17 protein-coding genes are annotated in these 15,755 nt (G+C 69.3%); 12 read left to right on the top strand and 5 right to left on the bottom strand.

Annotated elements, in window-relative coordinates; translation table 11 throughout:
* Positions 1-44: 44 nt before the first annotated feature.
* The 4 genes from groL (at position 45) to J7654_RS08320 (ending at position 3,884) form a co-directional block, all read left to right on the top strand.
* A complete protein-coding gene (gene groL / locus J7654_RS08335) occupies positions 45-1,691 on the top strand; it encodes a chaperonin GroEL (protein ID WP_209739870.1) in 1,647 nt (548 codons plus the stop codon).
* Positions 1,692-1,872: 181 nt separating this feature from the next.
* Positions 1,873-2,058, top strand: coding sequence for a CsbD family protein (locus tag J7654_RS08330; protein ID WP_209739867.1), 186 nt, complete (start codon positions 1,873-1,875; stop codon positions 2,056-2,058).
* 151 nt (positions 2,059-2,209) lie between these two features.
* Positions 2,210-3,601, top strand: a complete 1,392-nt coding sequence (gene fumC, locus J7654_RS08325) for a class II fumarate hydratase (RefSeq protein WP_209739864.1) — start codon at positions 2,210-2,212, stop codon at positions 3,599-3,601.
* Positions 3,602-3,656: 55 nt separating this feature from the next.
* Positions 3,657-3,884 (top strand): hypothetical protein, encoded by a 228-nt coding sequence (locus J7654_RS08320; RefSeq protein WP_209739861.1) that lies wholly within the window; start codon positions 3,657-3,659, stop codon positions 3,882-3,884.
* A gap of 39 nt (positions 3,885-3,923) precedes the next feature.
* On the opposite strand, the gene hisG is transcribed toward J7654_RS08320, so the two are convergent.
* The 4 genes from hisG to J7654_RS08300 all read right to left on the bottom strand — a co-directional run bounded on the left by hisG (position 3,924) and on the right by J7654_RS08300 (position 7,982).
* Entirely contained in the window at positions 3,924-4,619 is a 696-nt protein-coding gene (gene hisG / locus J7654_RS08315) for an ATP phosphoribosyltransferase (protein WP_209739859.1), read from the bottom strand.
* Entirely contained in the window at positions 4,616-5,734 is a 1,119-nt protein-coding gene (locus tag J7654_RS08310) for an ATP phosphoribosyltransferase regulatory subunit (RefSeq protein ID WP_209739856.1), read from the bottom strand. Before J7654_RS08310 ends, hisG begins: the two co-directional genes overlap by 4 nt.
* On the bottom strand, positions 5,731-7,245 hold the full coding sequence (gene hisS, locus J7654_RS08305) for a histidine--tRNA ligase (RefSeq protein WP_209739853.1): 1,515 nt from the start codon (positions 7,243-7,245) through the stop codon (positions 5,731-5,733). The genes J7654_RS08310 and hisS overlap by 4 nt, the downstream gene beginning before the upstream one ends.
* Before the next feature lie 107 nt (positions 7,246-7,352).
* Positions 7,353-7,982 (bottom strand): DNA-3-methyladenine glycosylase I, encoded by a 630-nt coding sequence (locus J7654_RS08300; RefSeq protein ID WP_209739851.1) that lies wholly within the window; start codon positions 7,980-7,982, stop codon positions 7,353-7,355.
* A gap of 93 nt (positions 7,983-8,075) precedes the next feature.
* Here J7654_RS08300 and J7654_RS08295 point away from each other — a divergent pair, with 93 nt between their 5' ends.
* The 5 genes from J7654_RS08295 to J7654_RS08275 all read left to right on the top strand — a co-directional run bounded on the left by J7654_RS08295 (position 8,076) and on the right by J7654_RS08275 (position 11,618).
* Positions 8,076-8,780 carry a DUF2927 domain-containing protein gene (locus tag J7654_RS08295; RefSeq protein WP_209739848.1) on the top strand — a complete coding sequence of 235 codons (705 nt, stop codon included), beginning with the start codon at positions 8,076-8,078 and terminating at the stop codon, positions 8,778-8,780.
* A 134-nt stretch (positions 8,781-8,914) separates the two neighbouring features.
* The gene (locus J7654_RS08290; protein ID WP_209739845.1) at positions 8,915-9,757 is read left to right on the top strand and encodes a L,D-transpeptidase; all 843 of its coding nucleotides are present in this window, start codon (positions 8,915-8,917) and stop codon (positions 9,755-9,757) included.
* Between the two features lie 131 nt (positions 9,758-9,888).
* Positions 9,889-10,671, top strand: a complete 783-nt coding sequence (locus J7654_RS08285; RefSeq protein ID WP_245195721.1) for a L,D-transpeptidase — start codon at positions 9,889-9,891, stop codon at positions 10,669-10,671.
* A 182-nt stretch (positions 10,672-10,853) separates the two neighbouring features.
* Complete coding sequence (locus J7654_RS08280) at positions 10,854-11,378, top strand: O-acetyl-ADP-ribose deacetylase (RefSeq protein ID WP_209739842.1); 525 nt, start codon at positions 10,854-10,856, stop codon at positions 11,376-11,378.
* A gap of 60 nt (positions 11,379-11,438) precedes the next feature.
* Positions 11,439-11,618 (top strand): hypothetical protein, encoded by a 180-nt coding sequence (locus J7654_RS08275; RefSeq protein ID WP_209739838.1) that lies wholly within the window; start codon positions 11,439-11,441, stop codon positions 11,616-11,618.
* Between the two features lie 63 nt (positions 11,619-11,681).
* On the opposite strand, the gene J7654_RS08270 is transcribed toward J7654_RS08275, so the two are convergent.
* Positions 11,682-12,476 carry an SDR family NAD(P)-dependent oxidoreductase gene (locus J7654_RS08270; RefSeq protein WP_209739835.1) on the bottom strand — a complete coding sequence of 265 codons (795 nt, stop codon included), beginning with the start codon at positions 12,474-12,476 and terminating at the stop codon, positions 11,682-11,684.
* Between the two features lie 105 nt (positions 12,477-12,581).
* Here J7654_RS08270 and J7654_RS08265 point away from each other — a divergent pair, with 105 nt between their 5' ends.
* From J7654_RS08265 to J7654_RS08255, 3 genes are all read left to right on the top strand, one after another.
* Positions 12,582-13,322, top strand: a complete 741-nt coding sequence (locus tag J7654_RS08265) for a 16S rRNA (uracil(1498)-N(3))-methyltransferase (protein WP_209739830.1) — start codon at positions 12,582-12,584, stop codon at positions 13,320-13,322.
* A 128-nt stretch (positions 13,323-13,450) separates the two neighbouring features.
* Positions 13,451-14,824, top strand: coding sequence for a glutamate--cysteine ligase (locus tag J7654_RS08260; RefSeq protein ID WP_209739829.1), 1,374 nt, complete (start codon positions 13,451-13,453; stop codon positions 14,822-14,824).
* Positions 14,825-14,950: 126 nt separating this feature from the next.
* The gene (locus tag J7654_RS08255) at positions 14,951-15,727 is read left to right on the top strand and encodes a hypothetical protein (protein WP_209739826.1); all 777 of its coding nucleotides are present in this window, start codon (positions 14,951-14,953) and stop codon (positions 15,725-15,727) included.
* Positions 15,728-15,755 lie beyond the last annotated feature (28 nt).

Genomic DNA, 15,755 nt, shown 5'->3' with positions numbered 1-15,755 from the left:
GAAACGGCGCCGACCGCCCCGCGGGGCGCCGAGGAGACAGACAAATGGCTGCTAAAGAAGTCAAGTTCGGTCGTGATGCCCGCGAGCGCATGCTGCGCGGCGTCGACATTCTCGCCGATGCGGTGAAGGTCACGCTCGGCCCCAAGGGCCGCAACGTCGTGATCGACAAGTCGTTCGGCGCTCCGCGCATCACCAAGGACGGCGTTTCCGTCGCCAAGGAGATCGAGCTGGAGGACAAGTTCGAGAACATGGGCGCCCAGATGGTGCGCGAAGTGGCCTCGAAGACCAACGACAAGGCCGGTGACGGCACCACCACCGCGACGGTCCTGGCCCAGGCCATCGTCCGCGAGGGCGGCAAGGCCGTCGCCGCCGGCATGAACCCGATGGACGTCAAGCGCGGCATCGATTCGGCCGTCGCCAAGGTCGTCGAGACGCTCCTGTCCTCGGCCCGCAAGATCGAGACCTCGGACGAGGTCGCGCAGGTCGGCACCATCTCGGCCAATGGCGAGAAGGAAATCGGCCAGATGATCGCCTCGGCGATGCAGAAGGTCGGCAACGAGGGCGTCATCACGGTCGAGGAGGCCAAGACCGCCGAGACCGAGCTCGAGGTCGTCGAGGGCATGCAGTTCGACCGTGGCTACCTGTCGCCGTACTTCGTGACCAATGCCGAGAAGATGGTCGCCGAGCTGGAGGACCCCTACATCCTCCTGCACGAGAAGAAGCTCTCCAACCTCCAGGCGATGCTGCCGGTCCTCGAGGCCGTGGTGCAGTCGGGCAAGCCGCTCGTCATCATCGCCGAGGACGTAGAGGGCGAGGCGCTGGCCACGCTCGTCGTCAACAAGCTGCGCGGCGGCCTGAAGATCGCCGCCGTCAAGGCGCCGGGCTTCGGCGATCGCCGCAAGGCGATGCTTGAGGACATCGCGATCCTCACCGGCGGTCAGGTCATCTCCGAGGATCTCGGCATCAAGCTCGAGAACGTCTCGCTCGACATGCTCGGCCGCGCCAAGAAGATCTCGATCACCAAGGAAAACACCACCATCGTCGATGGCAACGGTGAGTCCGAGGGCATCAAGGCCCGTGTCGGCCAGATCAAGGCGCAGATCGAGGAGACCACCTCGGACTACGACCGCGAGAAGCTCCAGGAGCGCCTGGCCAAGCTCGCAGGCGGCGTGGCGGTCATCCGCGTCGGCGGCGCGACCGAGGTCGAGGTGAAGGAGAAGAAGGACCGCGTCGACGACGCCCTCAACGCGACCCGCGCGGCCGTGGAAGAAGGCATCGTGGCCGGCGGCGGCGTGGCGCTGCTGCGCGCCTCCAACGCGCTGACGATCAAGGGCGAGAACCAGGACCAGGAAGCGGGCATCACCATCGTGCGCCGCGCGCTCCAGGCCCCGCTTCGCCAGATCGTCACCAATGCCGGCGGCGAAGGCTCCATCGTGGTGGGCAAGATCCTCGAGAACGAGTCCACGACCTTCGGCTACAACGCCCAGACCAGCGAATACGGCGACATGATCCAGTTCGGCATCGTCGATCCGGTCAAGGTCGTCCGCTCGGCCCTGCAGGACGCGGCTTCGGTCGCCGGCCTGCTCGTCACCACCGAGGCGATGATCTCCGAGGCTCCCAAGAAGGACGGCGGCTCCATGCCCGCCATGCCGGGCGGCGGCATGGGCGGCATGGGCGGCATGGACTTCTAAGTCCCGTCCATCTCTGGAAAACAGGGAAGGGGTCCGGTTCGCCGGGCCCCTTTTTTCGTGCGCCCCATGCGCCCTCCGCAACCGGCCGGCGCAATCGGCGGGAACCGACCGGGCGCCTGCCCCGTTCTTCCTTCAATATCGACGGCCATCGCCGCCGAGAGAATATTCGAGGAGAACGGATATGGTGGACAGCAACCAGATCAAGGGCGGCGCCAAGGAAATCGGCGGCAACATCAAGGAAGCCGCCGGCAAGGCGGTCGGCAACGAGCGCCTCCAGGCCGAAGGCCAGATCGACCAGGTCGAGGGCAAGACCCAGAAGAACTACGGCAAGGTCAAGGACGCCGTGAAGGACCAGACCGGCCACTGACCGGACGCACCTACGGTTCATGACGAGGCCGCTCCCGAAAGGGGGCGGTCTTTTTCGTGCGCGCCTTGAGGGTTCCTCCCTCCCGCCCTTCGTGATAACGCGCGGAGCGGGATTTGCGGCGCGCCGCGCCATGGAGAGGGAAGAGGACATCATGGGTGCAACGAGACGCGAGACCGATTCCATCGGCGCGATCGAGGTGGCGGCGGATCGCTATTGGGGGGCACAGACCGAGCGCTCGCTGAACAATTTCAAGATCGGCACGGACAAGCAGCCCATCGCCGTCATCCATGCGCTGGCGACCGTCAAGAAGGCGGCCGCGCGCGTCAACCGCGATTACGGCAAGCTGGAAGCGAGCCTTGCCGAGGCCATCGAGAAGGCGGCCGACGAGGTGATCTCGGGCAAGCTGGACGATCATTTCCCGCTGGTGGTCTACCAGACCGGCTCGGGCACCCAGACGAACATGAACGTCAACGAGGTGATCTCCAACCGAGCCATCGAAATGCTGGGCGGCGAGATGGGCTCCAAGAAGCCGGTCCACCCGAACGACCACGTCAATATGGGGCAGTCGTCCAACGACGTGTTCCCGACGGCCATCCACGTGGCGGTCGCCATCGAGGCCGGCAAACGTGTCCTGCCGGCCATCGACAAGCTGCATGCCTCGCTCGACGCCAAGGCGCGGGAATTCGACGGCATCATCAAGATCGGCCGCACCCACACGCAGGACGCCACCCCGATCACGCTGGGGCAGGAGTTCTCCGGCTATGCGGCGGCGCTCAAGCTCGGCAAGCGGCGCATCGAGCAGGCCCTGGAGGACGTCCACGCGCTGGCGCAGGGCGGCACGGCCGTGGGCACCGGGCTGAACGCGCCGGTGGGCTTCGACGTGAAGATCGCCGATGAGGTTGCGCGCCTGACCGGCCTGCCCTTCCGCACCGCCGAAAACAAGTTCGAGGCGCTGGCCTCGCACGGGGCACTGGCCTTCTTCCACGGCTCGCTGAACGCGCTGGCGACCGATCTGTTCAAGATCGCCAACGACATCCGCTTCCTCGGTTCCGGCCCGCGCTCGGGGCTGGGCGAATTGTCCCTGCCGGAGAACGAGCCCGGCTCCTCCATCATGCCCGGCAAGGTGAACCCGACGCAGTGCGAGGCGCTGACCATGGTGGCCGCCGAGGTCTTCGGCCACGAGACCACGGTGACGGTGGCCGCTTCCCAGGGGCATTTCGAGCTGAACGTCTTCAAGCCCGTCATCGCCAACGCCGTCCTCTCCTCCATCCGGCTGCTGGGCGACGGCATGGATTCCTTCCGCGAGCATTGCGTGGACGGCATCAAGGCCAATGAGGACCGCATCAAGGACCTGATGCAGCAGTCGCTGATGCTGGTGACGGCGCTGGCCCCCACCATCGGCTACGACAACGCCGCGACCATCGCCAAGACCGCCCACAAGAACGGCACGACCCTGCGCGAGGAGGCCCTGCGCACCGGCCTCGTCACCGGCGAGGACTACGACCGCATCGTCGACCCCGCCGCGATGACCCGGCCGGGCTGATCGTCATCGGTGAAGGGCGGCCTCCAGGGCCGTCCTCCCGACCATGGAGAGTCCATTGAAGATCGCGCGAAGACTGGCCGTGTTCACGGGGCTGCTTCTGGCCGCCATCCCCGCCCTCCTGTGGATCTACCAGACCGCGCAGTTCGGGGGGATGGGCTGGGACATCTCCCGCATGTCCGCCGATCGAGTGGTGGCGACCCTTGCGAAGGCGTTTCTGTTCGCCACGGTCGCGACACTGATCGTCACCGGCGACTGGCTTCGAATCTGGAAGCGGATTCGCTAAGCCCGCATGGCGGAGCGGCCTTCGGGCCGCCTTTTCGTCTCAGGCGGAAAAGCGCCTGACGATCTCGGCCACCGTGGCGGTACCCGCCGCGTCCACCGGCGCCGTCCGCGCGCGAGCCAGACAGGCCTGCGAGGACAATATCTTGCCGTCCGACAGGACGCGCAGCCGGTTGGCCGAGAGCGTGGAGCCCGACGAGGTGATGTCGACGATGATGTCGGCCGAGCCCGCCGCGGGCGCCCCTTCCGTCGCGCCGAGGCTTTCCACGATCCGGTAGGTCTGGATGCCGTGCGCGCGGGTGAAGAAGCCCTGCGTCAGCCGCCAGTACTTCGTGGCGATGCGCAGGCGCCGGCCATGCCGCAGGCGGAAGGAGCCGGCGACATCGTTCAAATCCTCCATCGTGTGCACATCCGCCCAGGAATCGGGCACGGCCACGATCACGTCGGCATGGCCGAAGCCGAGCGGGGCGACGATCTCGATGGCCGGGGCAAGGTCGGGCACGGTCTCGCGCAGAAGGTCCTCGCCCGTCACGCCGAAATGGATGGCCCCGTCGCGGAGCTCGCGGGCGATCTCGGAGGCCGAGAGCAGCAGCACCTCCAGCCCCTCCATGCCCTCCACGCGGGTGCGGTAGGAGCGCGCATCCTCGCTGGCCACCACGCGGATGCCCGCGCGCGACAGCGCCGCCACGCTGTTCTCCTTCAGCCGCCCCTTGGAGGGGATCGCGAGGACGACGCTCATGCCAGGCTCTCCGTGAAGGGGGCGAGCCTGTCGAGCCACAGCGAGAAGCCGACGGCGGGGATGGGCTCGGGCGCGCCGAGATAGGAGACGAGCCTGTCGTAGCGCCCGCCGCCCGCCAGCGGCCCCGCCGCGCCCGGCACGGACATCTCGAAGACCATGCCGGTATAGTAATCGAGCGGGCGGCCGAAGGCGGCCCGGTAGCGGATGCGCGAAAGATCGAGCCCGGCCGCGCCGAGCGCCTCGTTGCGGCTCGCGAAGAGGGTGAGCGAGGGGCCGAGATGGCCGCCGAGCGCGGCAAGCTCGCCTTGCGCCTCGCTCAAGGGGCAGTCGATGGCGAGGAAGCGGCGAAGGCGCGCCAGGAGCCCGGCGTCGAGCCGCGCCTCGGCCACCGCGACCTTCTCGATCAGGCGGCGCGCCACCTCGCCGGGAGTGCGGCCGCGATTGGGCGGCAGGCCGCCCTCCTCCATGCGGCTGGCGATCTCCTCCGTCAGCCGCGCCTCGTCTCCGGCCCGCGCCAGGTCCAGGAGGCGCTCGGGAACGGAAGCGATTGAGGCGGCCCCGCTGCCGCTCGCAAGGCCCTCGAGGGCGGAGCGCAGCGCCTCGTCGTGGCCGAAGGTGCCGATGAGGCGGCGCTGCCAGCCGGCCGGCAGGCCGAGCGTGCGCAGGAACGCCTCGAACAGGGCCTGGTCGCCCAGAACCGTCTCGGCCGCGCCGGGCGCGACGCCGCAGGCCGCCAGCGCATGGGCCGCGTCCGCCACGGCGGCCGCATCCGCGCCCGCCACGTCGGGCGTGCCCAGATCCTCGATGCCGGCCTGCCGGAACTCGGCCGAGCCCTCGCGGTCCTGCCGGAAGACGATGCCGGAATAGGCGTAGCGCTGCGGCAGCGCCTCGCCGCGCTCGATATGGGCGATGGCGACGGGGATGGTGAAGTCGGGACGCAGGCACAGCGAGCGCCCGCCCTCCCCGCGCGTGAGGAAGATGCGCCGGCGCAGCGCCTCGCCCGCCGTGTCGAGATAGGGCTCGGCGGGCTGGAGAACGGGCACGTCGACGATCTGCGCGCCGCGCTCGCGGAAGAAGACGCGCAGCCCCTCCTCGAAGGGGGGAAGGCCGTTCATTCCCGCCCCGCCCGCGCATCGAGAATGCGCCGCACGGCGTCGACGAGATCGGCCTCGTCCACGAGCTCCTGGCCCGCGCGCGCCTCGCGCCATTCGGCGTTGTCCTCGATGCCGGCGGCCATCTCCTTGCCGAGCGCCAGGTCCTTCACCTGCAGCTTGCCGGCCGCCTTCTCGTCGCCGCCCTGGATGACGACCACCGGCGAGCCCCGCCGGTCGGCATATTGAAGCTGCTTGCCGAACTGCTTGGGATTGCCCTGGAAGACCTCGACGGGCACGACCGGCCTGCCCGGCCCGTTCAGCGCGTTGCGCAGCCGGGCGGCCATCGCCTGGTAGTCGGCCATGCGGTCGCGGTCCATGACCGTGACGACGATGGGGCCGGTCGCCGCCGCGCCCTCCAGCCGGCCGAGATTCTTGAGCGCCGCCTGAAGGCGCGAGACGCCGATGGAGAAGCCGGTGGCGGGAACGGGGGTGGAGAGGAACCGCGAGACCAGCCCGTCATAACGCCCGCCGCCGCCGACCGAGCCGAAGCGCACCTTCTCGCCCTTCTCGTTGACGACATCGAACAGGAGCTCGGCCTCGAAGACCGGGCCGGTGTAATATTCCAGGCCGCGCACGACGGAAGGGTCAATCAGGATGCGATCCTCGCCATAGCCTGCCGCGCGGCTGGCGGCCTCGATCCGGGAAAGCTCGTCCGCGCCCTCCTCCACCATGGCCGCGCCGGCAAAGGCCGCGCGGATGGCATCGAGCCGCGAGCCCTGGGTGGAGCCGGCGAACAGTCCCATCACGCGGTCGATCGCCTCGGGGCCGAGTTCCGCCCCCTTGGTGAAGTCGCCGCTCTCGTCCTTGCGGCCCGCGCCGAGGAGAAGCCGCACGCCCTCGTCGCCGAACTTGTCGTGCTTGTCGAGCGCGCGCAGCACGGTCAGGCGCTGGCCGGCCTTCTCGTCTCCGGAAAGGCCGATGGCCTCCAGCACGCCGTCGAGCACCTTGCGGTTGTTCACCCGGATCACGTACTGGCCGCGCCCGATGCCGAGCGCCTCCATCGTGTCGGCCATCATCATGGCCATCTCGGCGTCGGCCGAGACGTTCGGCGCGCCCACGATGTCGGCGTCGAACTGCATGAACTGGCGGAAGCGCCCCGGCCCCGGCTTCTCGTTGCGGAAGACATAGCCGGCCCGGTAGCTTCGATAGGGCTTGGGCAGGTCCTCGAAATTCTCCGCCACGTAGCGCGCCAGCGGCGCGGTCAGGTCGTAGCGCAGCGACAGCCATTCCTCGTCGTCGTCCTGCAGCGAGAACACGCCCTCGTTCGGCCGGTCGCTATCGGGCAGGAACTTGCCCAGCGCGTCGGTGTATTCGAGGAAGGGCGTTTCCACCGGCTCGAAGCCGTAGGTCTCGTAGACGCGCCGGATCGTGGCCAGCATCCGCTCCTGCGCGCGCAGGTCGTCGGCGTTGCGGTCCACGAAGCCGCGCGGCGCGCGCGCCTTGACGCGGGTGGGCTTCTTCTTGGCGGCCATGACGAGATTTTCCGAACGGATCGACGGGATGGGCGATCAATGGATTGTTGAAGATGCCCCGCGTCCTACCGGATGGGGCCCATGGCTTCAAGTTGGAGCGTCCACCCTCAGCGCGGACGCTCGAAGGCGGCCCGCTCCTCCTCGCAGGGGGCGCGGCAGGCGCAGCCCTCCACATGGTCGTTGACGAAGCCCATCGCCTCCATGAAGGCGTGGCAGGTGGTGGGGCCGACGAAGCTGAAGCCGTGGTGCTTCAGCGCCTTCGACAGCCGGGCCGAGGCGGGCGTGATCGTGTTCGCCGCGACCCACTCGCGCGTCACGAGATCGGGCCGCTCCTCGCGCCCCGGCTCGAAGCTCCAGAGGAAGGCGGCGAAGGAGCGACCCTCCTTCTGCTCCAGCGCGATCACCGCCCGCGCATTGTTGACGGTGGAGGCGACCTTGCCGCGATGGCGGATGATGCGCGCATCGGCCGCGATCCGGTCTATCTCGGCCTCGCCCATGGCGGCGACGCGCTCCACCTCGAACCCCTCGAAAAGCGCGCGGAAGGCCTCGCGCTTGCGCAGGATGGTGATCCAGGAAAGGCCCGCCTGGAAGCCTTCCAGGCACAGCTTCTCGTAGAGCGCGCGGCGCCCGCCCTGCGGGCGGCCCCATTCGTGGTCGTGATAGCGGCCGTAAAGCGCGTCGCCGCCGGCCCATGCGCAGCGCGCGGTGCCGTCCGCGCCGTGAAGAAGTCCGTTCATTTCGCGGTGATGCCCGTCCGGGCCCGGCCGCGCAAGCTTGAACGTTTCGTCGCGAGCTTTCACAAAGGAAGCTTCTCCTGCCGAAGGACCCCGATGCCGCTTTACCTCATCCTCGCCGCCCTCGTCTTCCTCACGGCCCAGGCCCACGCGCGCGAAAAGCTGCCGGACGACGTGGCGATGATCGAGGGGTTCAACCGGGTGGTCTTCACCGCCGAGATATCCGGCCCCTTCAGCGATTCGGGCTATCTGAAGAAGTTCACGCGGCCCGTGCGCTTTCGGGTGGAGCAGGGCGCTGCCATCGACCGGCGGGCGGCCGTGGAAGCCTTCGTGGCCGAGATCGGCGGTTCGGTCGCGGGGCTGCGCACGCGCATGGCCGGGCCGGCGGAGCGGGCCGACTTCACCGTGCATGTGGTGGACCGCGCGCAGTACCAGAGCATCGGGCGGCGGATCTACAGCAACCCCTTCATGCGGGTGCCGGGCCATTGCATCGTGCGCGCGAACTTCTCGGAAAAGGGGATCATCCGTTCCGACGCGATCATCGTCTCGGACGAGGGCGAACCGCGCTTCCGCCGCTGCCTCGTCGAGGAGGTGTTGCAGGGGCTGGGGCCGCTGGCGGACAATCCCGACGCCATGCAAAGCGTCTTCAACGACCGTTCGCGCGCAACCACCTTCACGCGATACGACCGGCTGATGCTGAACATGCTCTACGATCCGCGCCTGAAGCCGGGGATGCGCAAGGGCGATGCCGCCCCGTTCCTGCCGGCCGTGCTGCGCGATGCGCGGCGGTACGTGCGATAACGCCGTTAACCCTTCGCTAACCGTCTTCAAGAACTTGCCGCGCGGGCGCGCGCGACGAGCCGCTTCGTTCACCATCGATTGGCGCTTTGCGCCCCATCCTCGCCCCAAGTCTGAACGGCACGAGGATGCCTCCCATGTCCATTCGCACCAAGGCGGGCCTCGCGCTCGCCGCGCTCCTTGCGCTTTGCGCCGCGGCCGGCGCGGGCGATGCGGCCGACCGGGTCTATCTGGACCGGACGCTGGCGGCCGAGCGCGTGCTGCAGCTTTCGCCGGCCAGCGGCGTGGGCGTCGCCTATACGCGGCCGCGCCTCGTGGAGCCCTACCATCCGGGCCAGGTCGTCTTCGAGGGCAATCTGCCCGTGGCGGTGGTGCCCAAGGGCGGCGGCCCCCTGCAACCGCTCGGCTCCTTCGCCGATCCGCGCATGGCCCGCCCGGCGCCGCCGCCGGTTCTCGTCCACCCCGCCCCGCCGCCGCCGCCGCAGGCCGTCGCCGTGCGGCGGGTGCAGCCGCAGGGCGGCCTCGACCCGGCCTTCCTGCCGCAGATCGTGCGCTACGAGGCGCGCCACGCGCCGGGCACCATCGTGATCGATACCGGCGCCAAGTTCCTCTACCTCGTGGAGCCGGGCGGAAAGGCCCGCCGCTACGGCGTGGGCGTGGGGCGCGAGGGCTTTTCCTGGAAGGGCCGCGAAAGGGTGTCGCGCAAGGCCGAGTGGCCGGGGTGGACGCCGCCGCAATCCATGATCGCGCGCGAGCGCGCCAAGGGCGTGATCCTGCCGGCGCACATGCCCGGCGGGCCGGAGAACCCGCTGGGCGCGCGCGCGCTCTATCTGGGCTCCACGCTCTACCGCATCCACGGCACCAACCAGCCCTGGACCATCGGCCGCGCCGTCTCATCCGGCTGCATCCGCATGCGCAACGAGGATGTGATCGACCTCTATGAACGCGTGCCCGTGGGCGCCGCCGTGATCGTGATCTGAAAGCCACACCTGCCCCGTGATCACATTATGGCGAGAGCGTGGCGCGGAGCGATGAAGCTTCCATCTGCATTGACGGATAAACCGCTGGAGGGGTGGCCCCGCCGCCCGAACGACAAAAAAAGGCTGAACGCATGACGATTTCGACGAAGATGGCCGTGGCGCTGTTCGCCGGCCTTGCCACCGTGGCCACGGCCATGCCCGCCAGCGCCCAGCAGGCGCGCTATTACGACTTCGGCCAGCAGAGCTGGCAGGAAGGCACGCCCGAGACGCGCGCGCAGATCCGCCGCCAGCAGCAGGGCCAGGCCCGCTCGGCCCAGACCATGCCGCGCCCGGACGCGCGCTTCGACCGCCACCAGGTCTCCATCGAGACGCGCGAGCGCCCCGGCACCATCATCGTCGATACCGACCGCAAGTTCCTCTACTACGTGGAAGGCGAGGGCCGCGCGACCCGCTATGGCGTGGGCGTGGGCAAGGAGGGCTTCACCTGGGCCGGCTCGGCCACCGTGGGCCGCAAGGCGGAATGGCCCGGCTGGACGCCGCCGGCCGCCATGCGCAAGCGCGAAGCCGCCAAGGGCCGCATCCTGCCCGCCTACATGGAGGGCGGACCCGACAACCCGCTCGGCGCGCGCGCGCTCTATCTCTACCAGGGCGGCCGCGACACGCTGTTCCGCATCCACGGCACCAACCAGCCCTGGACCATCGGCCAGAACCTTTCCTCCGGCTGCATCCGCATGATGAACGAGGATGTCACCCATCTCTACGAACGGGTGGGGAACGGCGCGAAGGTGATCGTCATCGGCCCCGGCCAGGACGGCGGCCGGGTCTATGCCGAGACGGGCGTGATGCGCCAGGCGAGCATCGGGGGCGAAAGCCGCAATCCGCTCGCCCGCCTCTTCGGCTCCAGCGTCCAGTAGGGCCAGCTCCCCAAAGCATCCGAAGAAGGCCGCCGCGGGGCGGCCTTCTTGCTTTCCGCCCCGCCTCTCGCCCCCCATCACTGCCCGCGACGCCCACCGGCGATTGAACCCGGCGCCGCGGCGCCCCAACTCCCACAGACGGGGACGGCGGAGCGCCGGCCCGGGCATCAGGGAGCTGGACGATGCTTGTGGAACGCAATGGCTGCCGGGTGGAGGTCATCACCGCCGACATCACCACGCTGACGCTCGACGCCATCGTGAACGCGGCCAATGAGAGCCTGCTCGGCGGCGGCGGCGTGGACGGCGCCATCCACCGCAAGGCGGGGCCGGAGCTTCTGGACGAATGCCGCTCCATCGGCGGGTGCCCGACCGGCGAGGCGCGCATCACCTTCGGCTACAAGCTGCCGGCGCGGCGCGTCATCCATACGGTGGGGCCGGTCTGGCGCGGCGGCCAGCGCGGCGAGGACGAGGCTCTCGCCAGCGCCTATCGCGCCTCCTTCGCGCTGGCCCGGCAGAACGGCGTCTCGAGCCTCGCCTTCCCGGCGATCTCCACCGGGGTCTACGGTTTTCCCAAGGAGCGCGCGGCGAGGATCGCGGTCAGCCAGGCGTTCGCGGCGGCCGATGAAGGGGACTTTTCGCTGATCCTTCTTTGCTGCTTCTCACGCGAGGATGCCCTCCTTTACGCGCAGGCGCTCGAAGGCAGGTGAGCTGCGCCGGAACGCTTGGGGCCCCCGCCCGTTTCGGGCAGCGAAACAAGGAGAACGACGATGTCCGACATCGCCAAGGGCAACGACCCGAAACACCAGGCCGATCCCGAGAACCGAGATCAGCCCGGCGCGCAGGAACGGCCGATGAACCGGGAAGAGGATCGCGACGAATCGCTCGACGATACCTTTCCCGCCTCGGACCCGGTTCCCGCCAAGCATATAGACGGCCCGAACAACTGAGCGGAGCCGGTCGAACCGAAAGCCGCCGACGCACGAGGGCCGGCGGCTTTCTCTTTCGAGGGGTCAGTTCTGCACGGACTGCACGGAGCCATCGACGCGCACATTGCCGCCGTTCATGAAGGAACCGCGCTCGGAGACGACGAGCGCGATCACCGCCGCCACCTCCTCCGCGCGGCCCCGCCGCTTCAGGGCGATGCCGGGGCGCTCCTCCTCCAGGAAGCTTTCCACAGCCTCCTCGAAGGAGACGCCTTTCTCCTTCGCCCGTTTCTCCATCATGCCGTCCGTCATCGGGGTCTCGATGAAGGCGGGGGAAACCGTGTTGCACAGGATGCCGTTCCCGGCCTCCTTGTAGGACAGGTTCTTCACGAAGGCGGCGAGGGCCGCCTTGGCGGCATTATAGGTCGCCTCATTCCAATAGGGCTGCACCGCATTCTCGGAGGTGATGCACACGAAGCGGCCCCAGCCGCCCTTGCGCATGACGGGAAAGCTCGCGCGCGCCACATGCACCGCGGAGAGGAAATCGATCCTCCAGGCGTCTTCGTAATCCTCGTCCCCCACCTCCAGCGGGTGGCCTTTCGCCCCGGTGACGCCGGCCGTGTGGATGACGATGTCCACTGTGCCGAAGCGTTCCACGGCCCGGGCCACCAGCGCGTCCACCTGCGCCTGGTCGGTCACGTCCGCCTTCACGCAGAGCGCGTCGGCGCCGAGCGTCTCGCACTCCTTTTCGAGCTGGTCCGTCTTCAGGTCGGACAGCACCAGCCGGACGCCCTCCTGTGCCAGAAGCTGCGCCGTGGCCCAGCCCATGCCGTCGCTGGCGCCGGTGATGATGGCCACGCGCCCCTTGATGCCCAAATCCATGTCTGCTTCTCCGGAAGAGCGGCGAGAAGCGCCGCTCGTTGTCCGCCGTGACAACGAAGGGTGCCGCCATAGGTTTCGGGCGGCGAATGCGGGAAAGGCCAGGCGATGCCCGATTACGACTTCAAGGCGCAGCGGCTCTTCGTCGAGGCAGATCTTCGCGCGGGGAGCGTCCTGCCCGCCTCGCCCGAGCAGGCGAACTATCTCGGCAACGTGCTGCGGCTTTCCGACGGGGCCGGGCTTCTCCTGTTCAACGGCCGCGACGGGGAGTGGCTGGCGCGCGTGGAGCGGCCGTCGAAGAAGCGCGTGGACCTCGTGCCCGTGGAGCGGGTGCGCGAGCAGACGCCGCCCCCGGACCTGCGCTATCTGTTCGCCCCGCTCAAGGCCGCGCGCCTCGACTACATGGTCCAGAAGGCGGTGGAGATGGGGGCGGGCGTGCTGGAGCCGGTGATGACACAGCACACGCAGAACCCGCGCCTGAACGTGGAGCGGATGCGCGCCAATGCCGTGGAGGCCGCCGAACAATGCGGCATCCTCAGCGTGCCGCAATGCCGGCCGCTGGCGAAGCTCGGCCCCGTCCTCGAGGAATGGGACGGGAGCCGGCGCCTCTTCTTCTGCGACGAGCGCGAGGATTGCGCGAGCCCCGCCGCCCTTCTCGCGCCCTTCGCCGGCGCGCCGCTCGCCCTTCTCGTCGGCCCGGAGGGCGGATTTTCCGGCGAGGAGCGGGCGCTTCTGCGCTCATGCGACTTCGTGACGCCGATCTCGCTCGGACCGCGCATTCTCAGGGCCGACACCGCCGCCGTGGCGGCGCTGGCGCTGATCCAGGCGATCGCGGGCGACGCCCGGTGAACGCGGCGTCTTCGCCGCCCATGGTGCGAAAGCGCTTGCAATGCGCGCCGAAGGCGGCGAGAGACGCGCGACCTTGCCCCTTCTCGGCCGAGCGGTAAAAACCAAGGCCACCCGACCGGACTTTACAGATGGCGCGCGACACAACCGACCTCACCTCCATCGGCTCGATCGACGATCTCGTCGCCGACATCGCGGCCGGCGAGAAGCCGGCAGAGGCTTTCCGCATCGGCACCGAGCACGAGAAATTCGGCTTCTACGCCGAGGATCTCTCGCCCGTTCCCTATGAGGGCGAACGCGGCATCCGCGCGCTTCTGGAAGGGCTTCAGGCGCTGTCGGGCTGGGAAGCGATTCTCGACGAGGGACGCATCATCGGCCTTGCAGGGGCCGATGGCGGGGGCGCCATCTCGCTCGAGCCCGGGGGGCAGTTCGAGCTTTCGGGCGCGCCGCTGCGCAGCATCCATGAGACCTGCCGCGAATCGAACGCGCATCTGGCCGATGTGCGGCGCGTGGCGGCGGAGCTGGGCATCCAGTTCCTCGGCATCGGCTCCAGCCCGCTCTGGACGCTGGACGAGACGCCGCGAATGCCCAAGTCGCGCTACGACATCATGGCGCGCTACATGCCGCAGGTGGGCACGCGGGGGCTCGACATGATGTTCCGCACCGCCACCATCCAGGTCAATCTCGACTTCTCCTCGCAGGCCGACATGGCGCGCAAGATGCGCATCGGCATGGCTCTCCAGCCGGTCGCCTCTGCGCTCTTCGCCAATTCGCCCTTCACGGAGGGGCGGCCGAACGGCCTCGTCTCCTGGCGCTCGGCCGTCTGGGCGGATGTGGACAATGCGCGCTCGGGCCTCCTGCCCTTCGCCTTCGAGCCCGGCTTCTCCTACCGCGACTATGTGGAATGGGCGCTGGACGTGCCGATGTACTTCGTCATGCGCGAAGGCCGCTACACGCAGGCGACCGACGTCACCTTCCGGCAGTTCCTGGACGGCGCGCTCAAGGGCCGGATCGCCTCGCCCGAGCCGACCATGGGAGACTGGACCAACCATCTCTCCACCCTCTTTCCCGATGTGCGGCTGAAGCGCTTCCTGGAGATGCGCGGCGCCGATGGCGGCCCCTGGCGGCGCATCTGCGCCCTGCCCGCCTACTGGGTGGGCCTTCTCTACGACGACGGGGCGCTGGACGGGGCCGAGGCGCTGACCAGGGACTGGAGCTTCGAGGAAGTCTCGGCGCTGCGCGCCGAGGTGCCGCGCTCGGGCCTGCGCACCCCGTTCCGCGGCGGGACGGTGCTCGACATCGCCCGCGCCAGCCTCGACATCGCCCGCGCCGGCCTCGTCGCCCGCGCCCGGCTGAACGAGGAGGGCCACGACGAAAGCGTGTTCCTCGCCCCTCTGGAGGAGGTGGTGGCGCGCGGCACCACGTCGGCCGAGGAACTGGTCCGGCTTTACGAGGAGCGCTGGGACCGCTCCATGGCGCGCGTCTTCGACCATCTCATCTATTGACGCCGGGCGGCCGCGCCGCCCGCCGCATTGACGGCGACTTGGCAGGACGGCCCCGCCGCCCCATTCTTCCCTGTTCCGGCCCGCGAGGGGCCGGCGCGTCGGCGCCGTGCGCCCTGGGAGCGGGAGATGACCGATTTCTTCGACTGGCTGGCGGCCGGCGACTGGGGCCTTGCCACCGACCGCCTGCGCGGCGAGTTCCGCCTGAGCCAGGAGGAGATGCGCCGGACTACCGACGCGCTGGCGCCCGCCTTCCTGCTTGCCCTGCGGCGCACCGCCGCCGACCCTTCGGCCTGGGGCGCGCTGGCCGGGGGCCTCACCGCCCCTTCGCCCGGCGCAGGCGCCATCGGGGCCTCGTCGCAGGCCGCAAGCGCTACCATGCTGGCCGCCCTCTTCGGCACCAGCGCGTTGAGCGATGCGGTGGCCCGCCACGCTTCCCTCTTCTCCGGCGTCGCCCCCGACACGATCCGCCGGATGATGCCCGCCCTTGCGGCCATGACCGTGGAAACCGTGATGCGCATGTCCGGCTGGCGGGACGCCACGGGGCGCCAGCCGGGCGAGGCGACGGGCGAACGCCGGGACCGGCCACAGGAGGCGAACTATCTCGAGCAGCTCTTCGCCGATGCGCTGAAAGGCGGCTTCCCCTGGCTTGGGGACTTGCGCGGCGATGCGATGACGGCGAATATGGGGTTCTTGCCATTCGGCTCCCTCAATCCTTTCGTCGAGATGACAGGCCCCTTTCCCGAGACATCCCCCGCACGCAACGCCCGGCCCGCGCCGAGCGCCGACGCGCGCGGGAAGGACACGCCGCCGGGCGGCGCGGCAGATGCCGGGCGCGCATTCCAGGAAGCCTATATGCGCCAGATGCTGACCCTGTTCGAGCGCCATGCGCCGAAGGCCGGCTGACGACACGATTCCCCATCCCCGTCCGTCC

The sequence above is a fragment of the Aureimonas populi genome, from assembly GCF_017815515.1.
Classification (GTDB): domain Bacteria; phylum Pseudomonadota; class Alphaproteobacteria; order Rhizobiales; family Rhizobiaceae; genus Aureimonas; species Aureimonas populi.
The sequence above is the reverse complement of the archived record's forward strand: the minus strand, read 5'-3'. Positions and strand labels throughout refer to the sequence as shown.

What these genes read in the sequence shown, in the direction of transcription:
- groL (WP_209739870.1), top strand. Translation starts at nt 45, where the DNA reads ATGGCTGCTAAAGAAGTCAAGTTCGGTCGTGATGCCCGCGAGCGCATG.
- J7654_RS08330 (WP_209739867.1), top strand. Translation starts at nt 1,873, where the DNA reads ATGGTGGACAGCAACCAGATCAAGGGCGGCGCCAAGGAAATCGGCGGC.
- fumC (WP_209739864.1), top strand. Translation starts at nt 2,210, where the DNA reads ATGGGTGCAACGAGACGCGAGACCGATTCCATCGGCGCGATCGAGGTG.
- hisG (WP_209739859.1), bottom strand. Translation starts at nt 4,619, where the DNA reads ATGAGCGTCGTCCTCGCGATCCCCTCCAAGGGGCGGCTGAAGGAGAAC.
- J7654_RS08310 (WP_209739856.1), bottom strand. Translation starts at nt 5,734, where the DNA reads ATGAACGGCCTTCCCCCCTTCGAGGAGGGGCTGCGCGTCTTCTTCCGC.
- hisS (WP_209739853.1), bottom strand. Translation starts at nt 7,245, where the DNA reads ATGGCCGCCAAGAAGAAGCCCACCCGCGTCAAGGCGCGCGCGCCGCGC.
- J7654_RS08300 (WP_209739851.1), bottom strand. Translation starts at nt 7,982, where the DNA reads ATGAACGGACTTCTTCACGGCGCGGACGGCACCGCGCGCTGCGCATGG.
- J7654_RS08295 (WP_209739848.1), top strand. Translation starts at nt 8,076, where the DNA reads ATGCCGCTTTACCTCATCCTCGCCGCCCTCGTCTTCCTCACGGCCCAG.
- J7654_RS08290 (WP_209739845.1), top strand. Translation starts at nt 8,915, where the DNA reads ATGTCCATTCGCACCAAGGCGGGCCTCGCGCTCGCCGCGCTCCTTGCG.
- J7654_RS08285 (WP_245195721.1), top strand. Translation starts at nt 9,889, where the DNA reads ATGACGATTTCGACGAAGATGGCCGTGGCGCTGTTCGCCGGCCTTGCC.
- J7654_RS08280 (WP_209739842.1), top strand. Translation starts at nt 10,854, where the DNA reads ATGCTTGTGGAACGCAATGGCTGCCGGGTGGAGGTCATCACCGCCGAC.
- J7654_RS08275 (WP_209739838.1), top strand. Translation starts at nt 11,439, where the DNA reads ATGTCCGACATCGCCAAGGGCAACGACCCGAAACACCAGGCCGATCCC.
- J7654_RS08270 (WP_209739835.1), bottom strand. Translation starts at nt 12,476, where the DNA reads ATGGATTTGGGCATCAAGGGGCGCGTGGCCATCATCACCGGCGCCAGC.
- J7654_RS08265 (WP_209739830.1), top strand. Translation starts at nt 12,582, where the DNA reads ATGCCCGATTACGACTTCAAGGCGCAGCGGCTCTTCGTCGAGGCAGAT.
- J7654_RS08260 (WP_209739829.1), top strand. Translation starts at nt 13,451, where the DNA reads ATGGCGCGCGACACAACCGACCTCACCTCCATCGGCTCGATCGACGAT.
- J7654_RS08255 (WP_209739826.1), top strand. Translation starts at nt 14,951, where the DNA reads ATGACCGATTTCTTCGACTGGCTGGCGGCCGGCGACTGGGGCCTTGCC.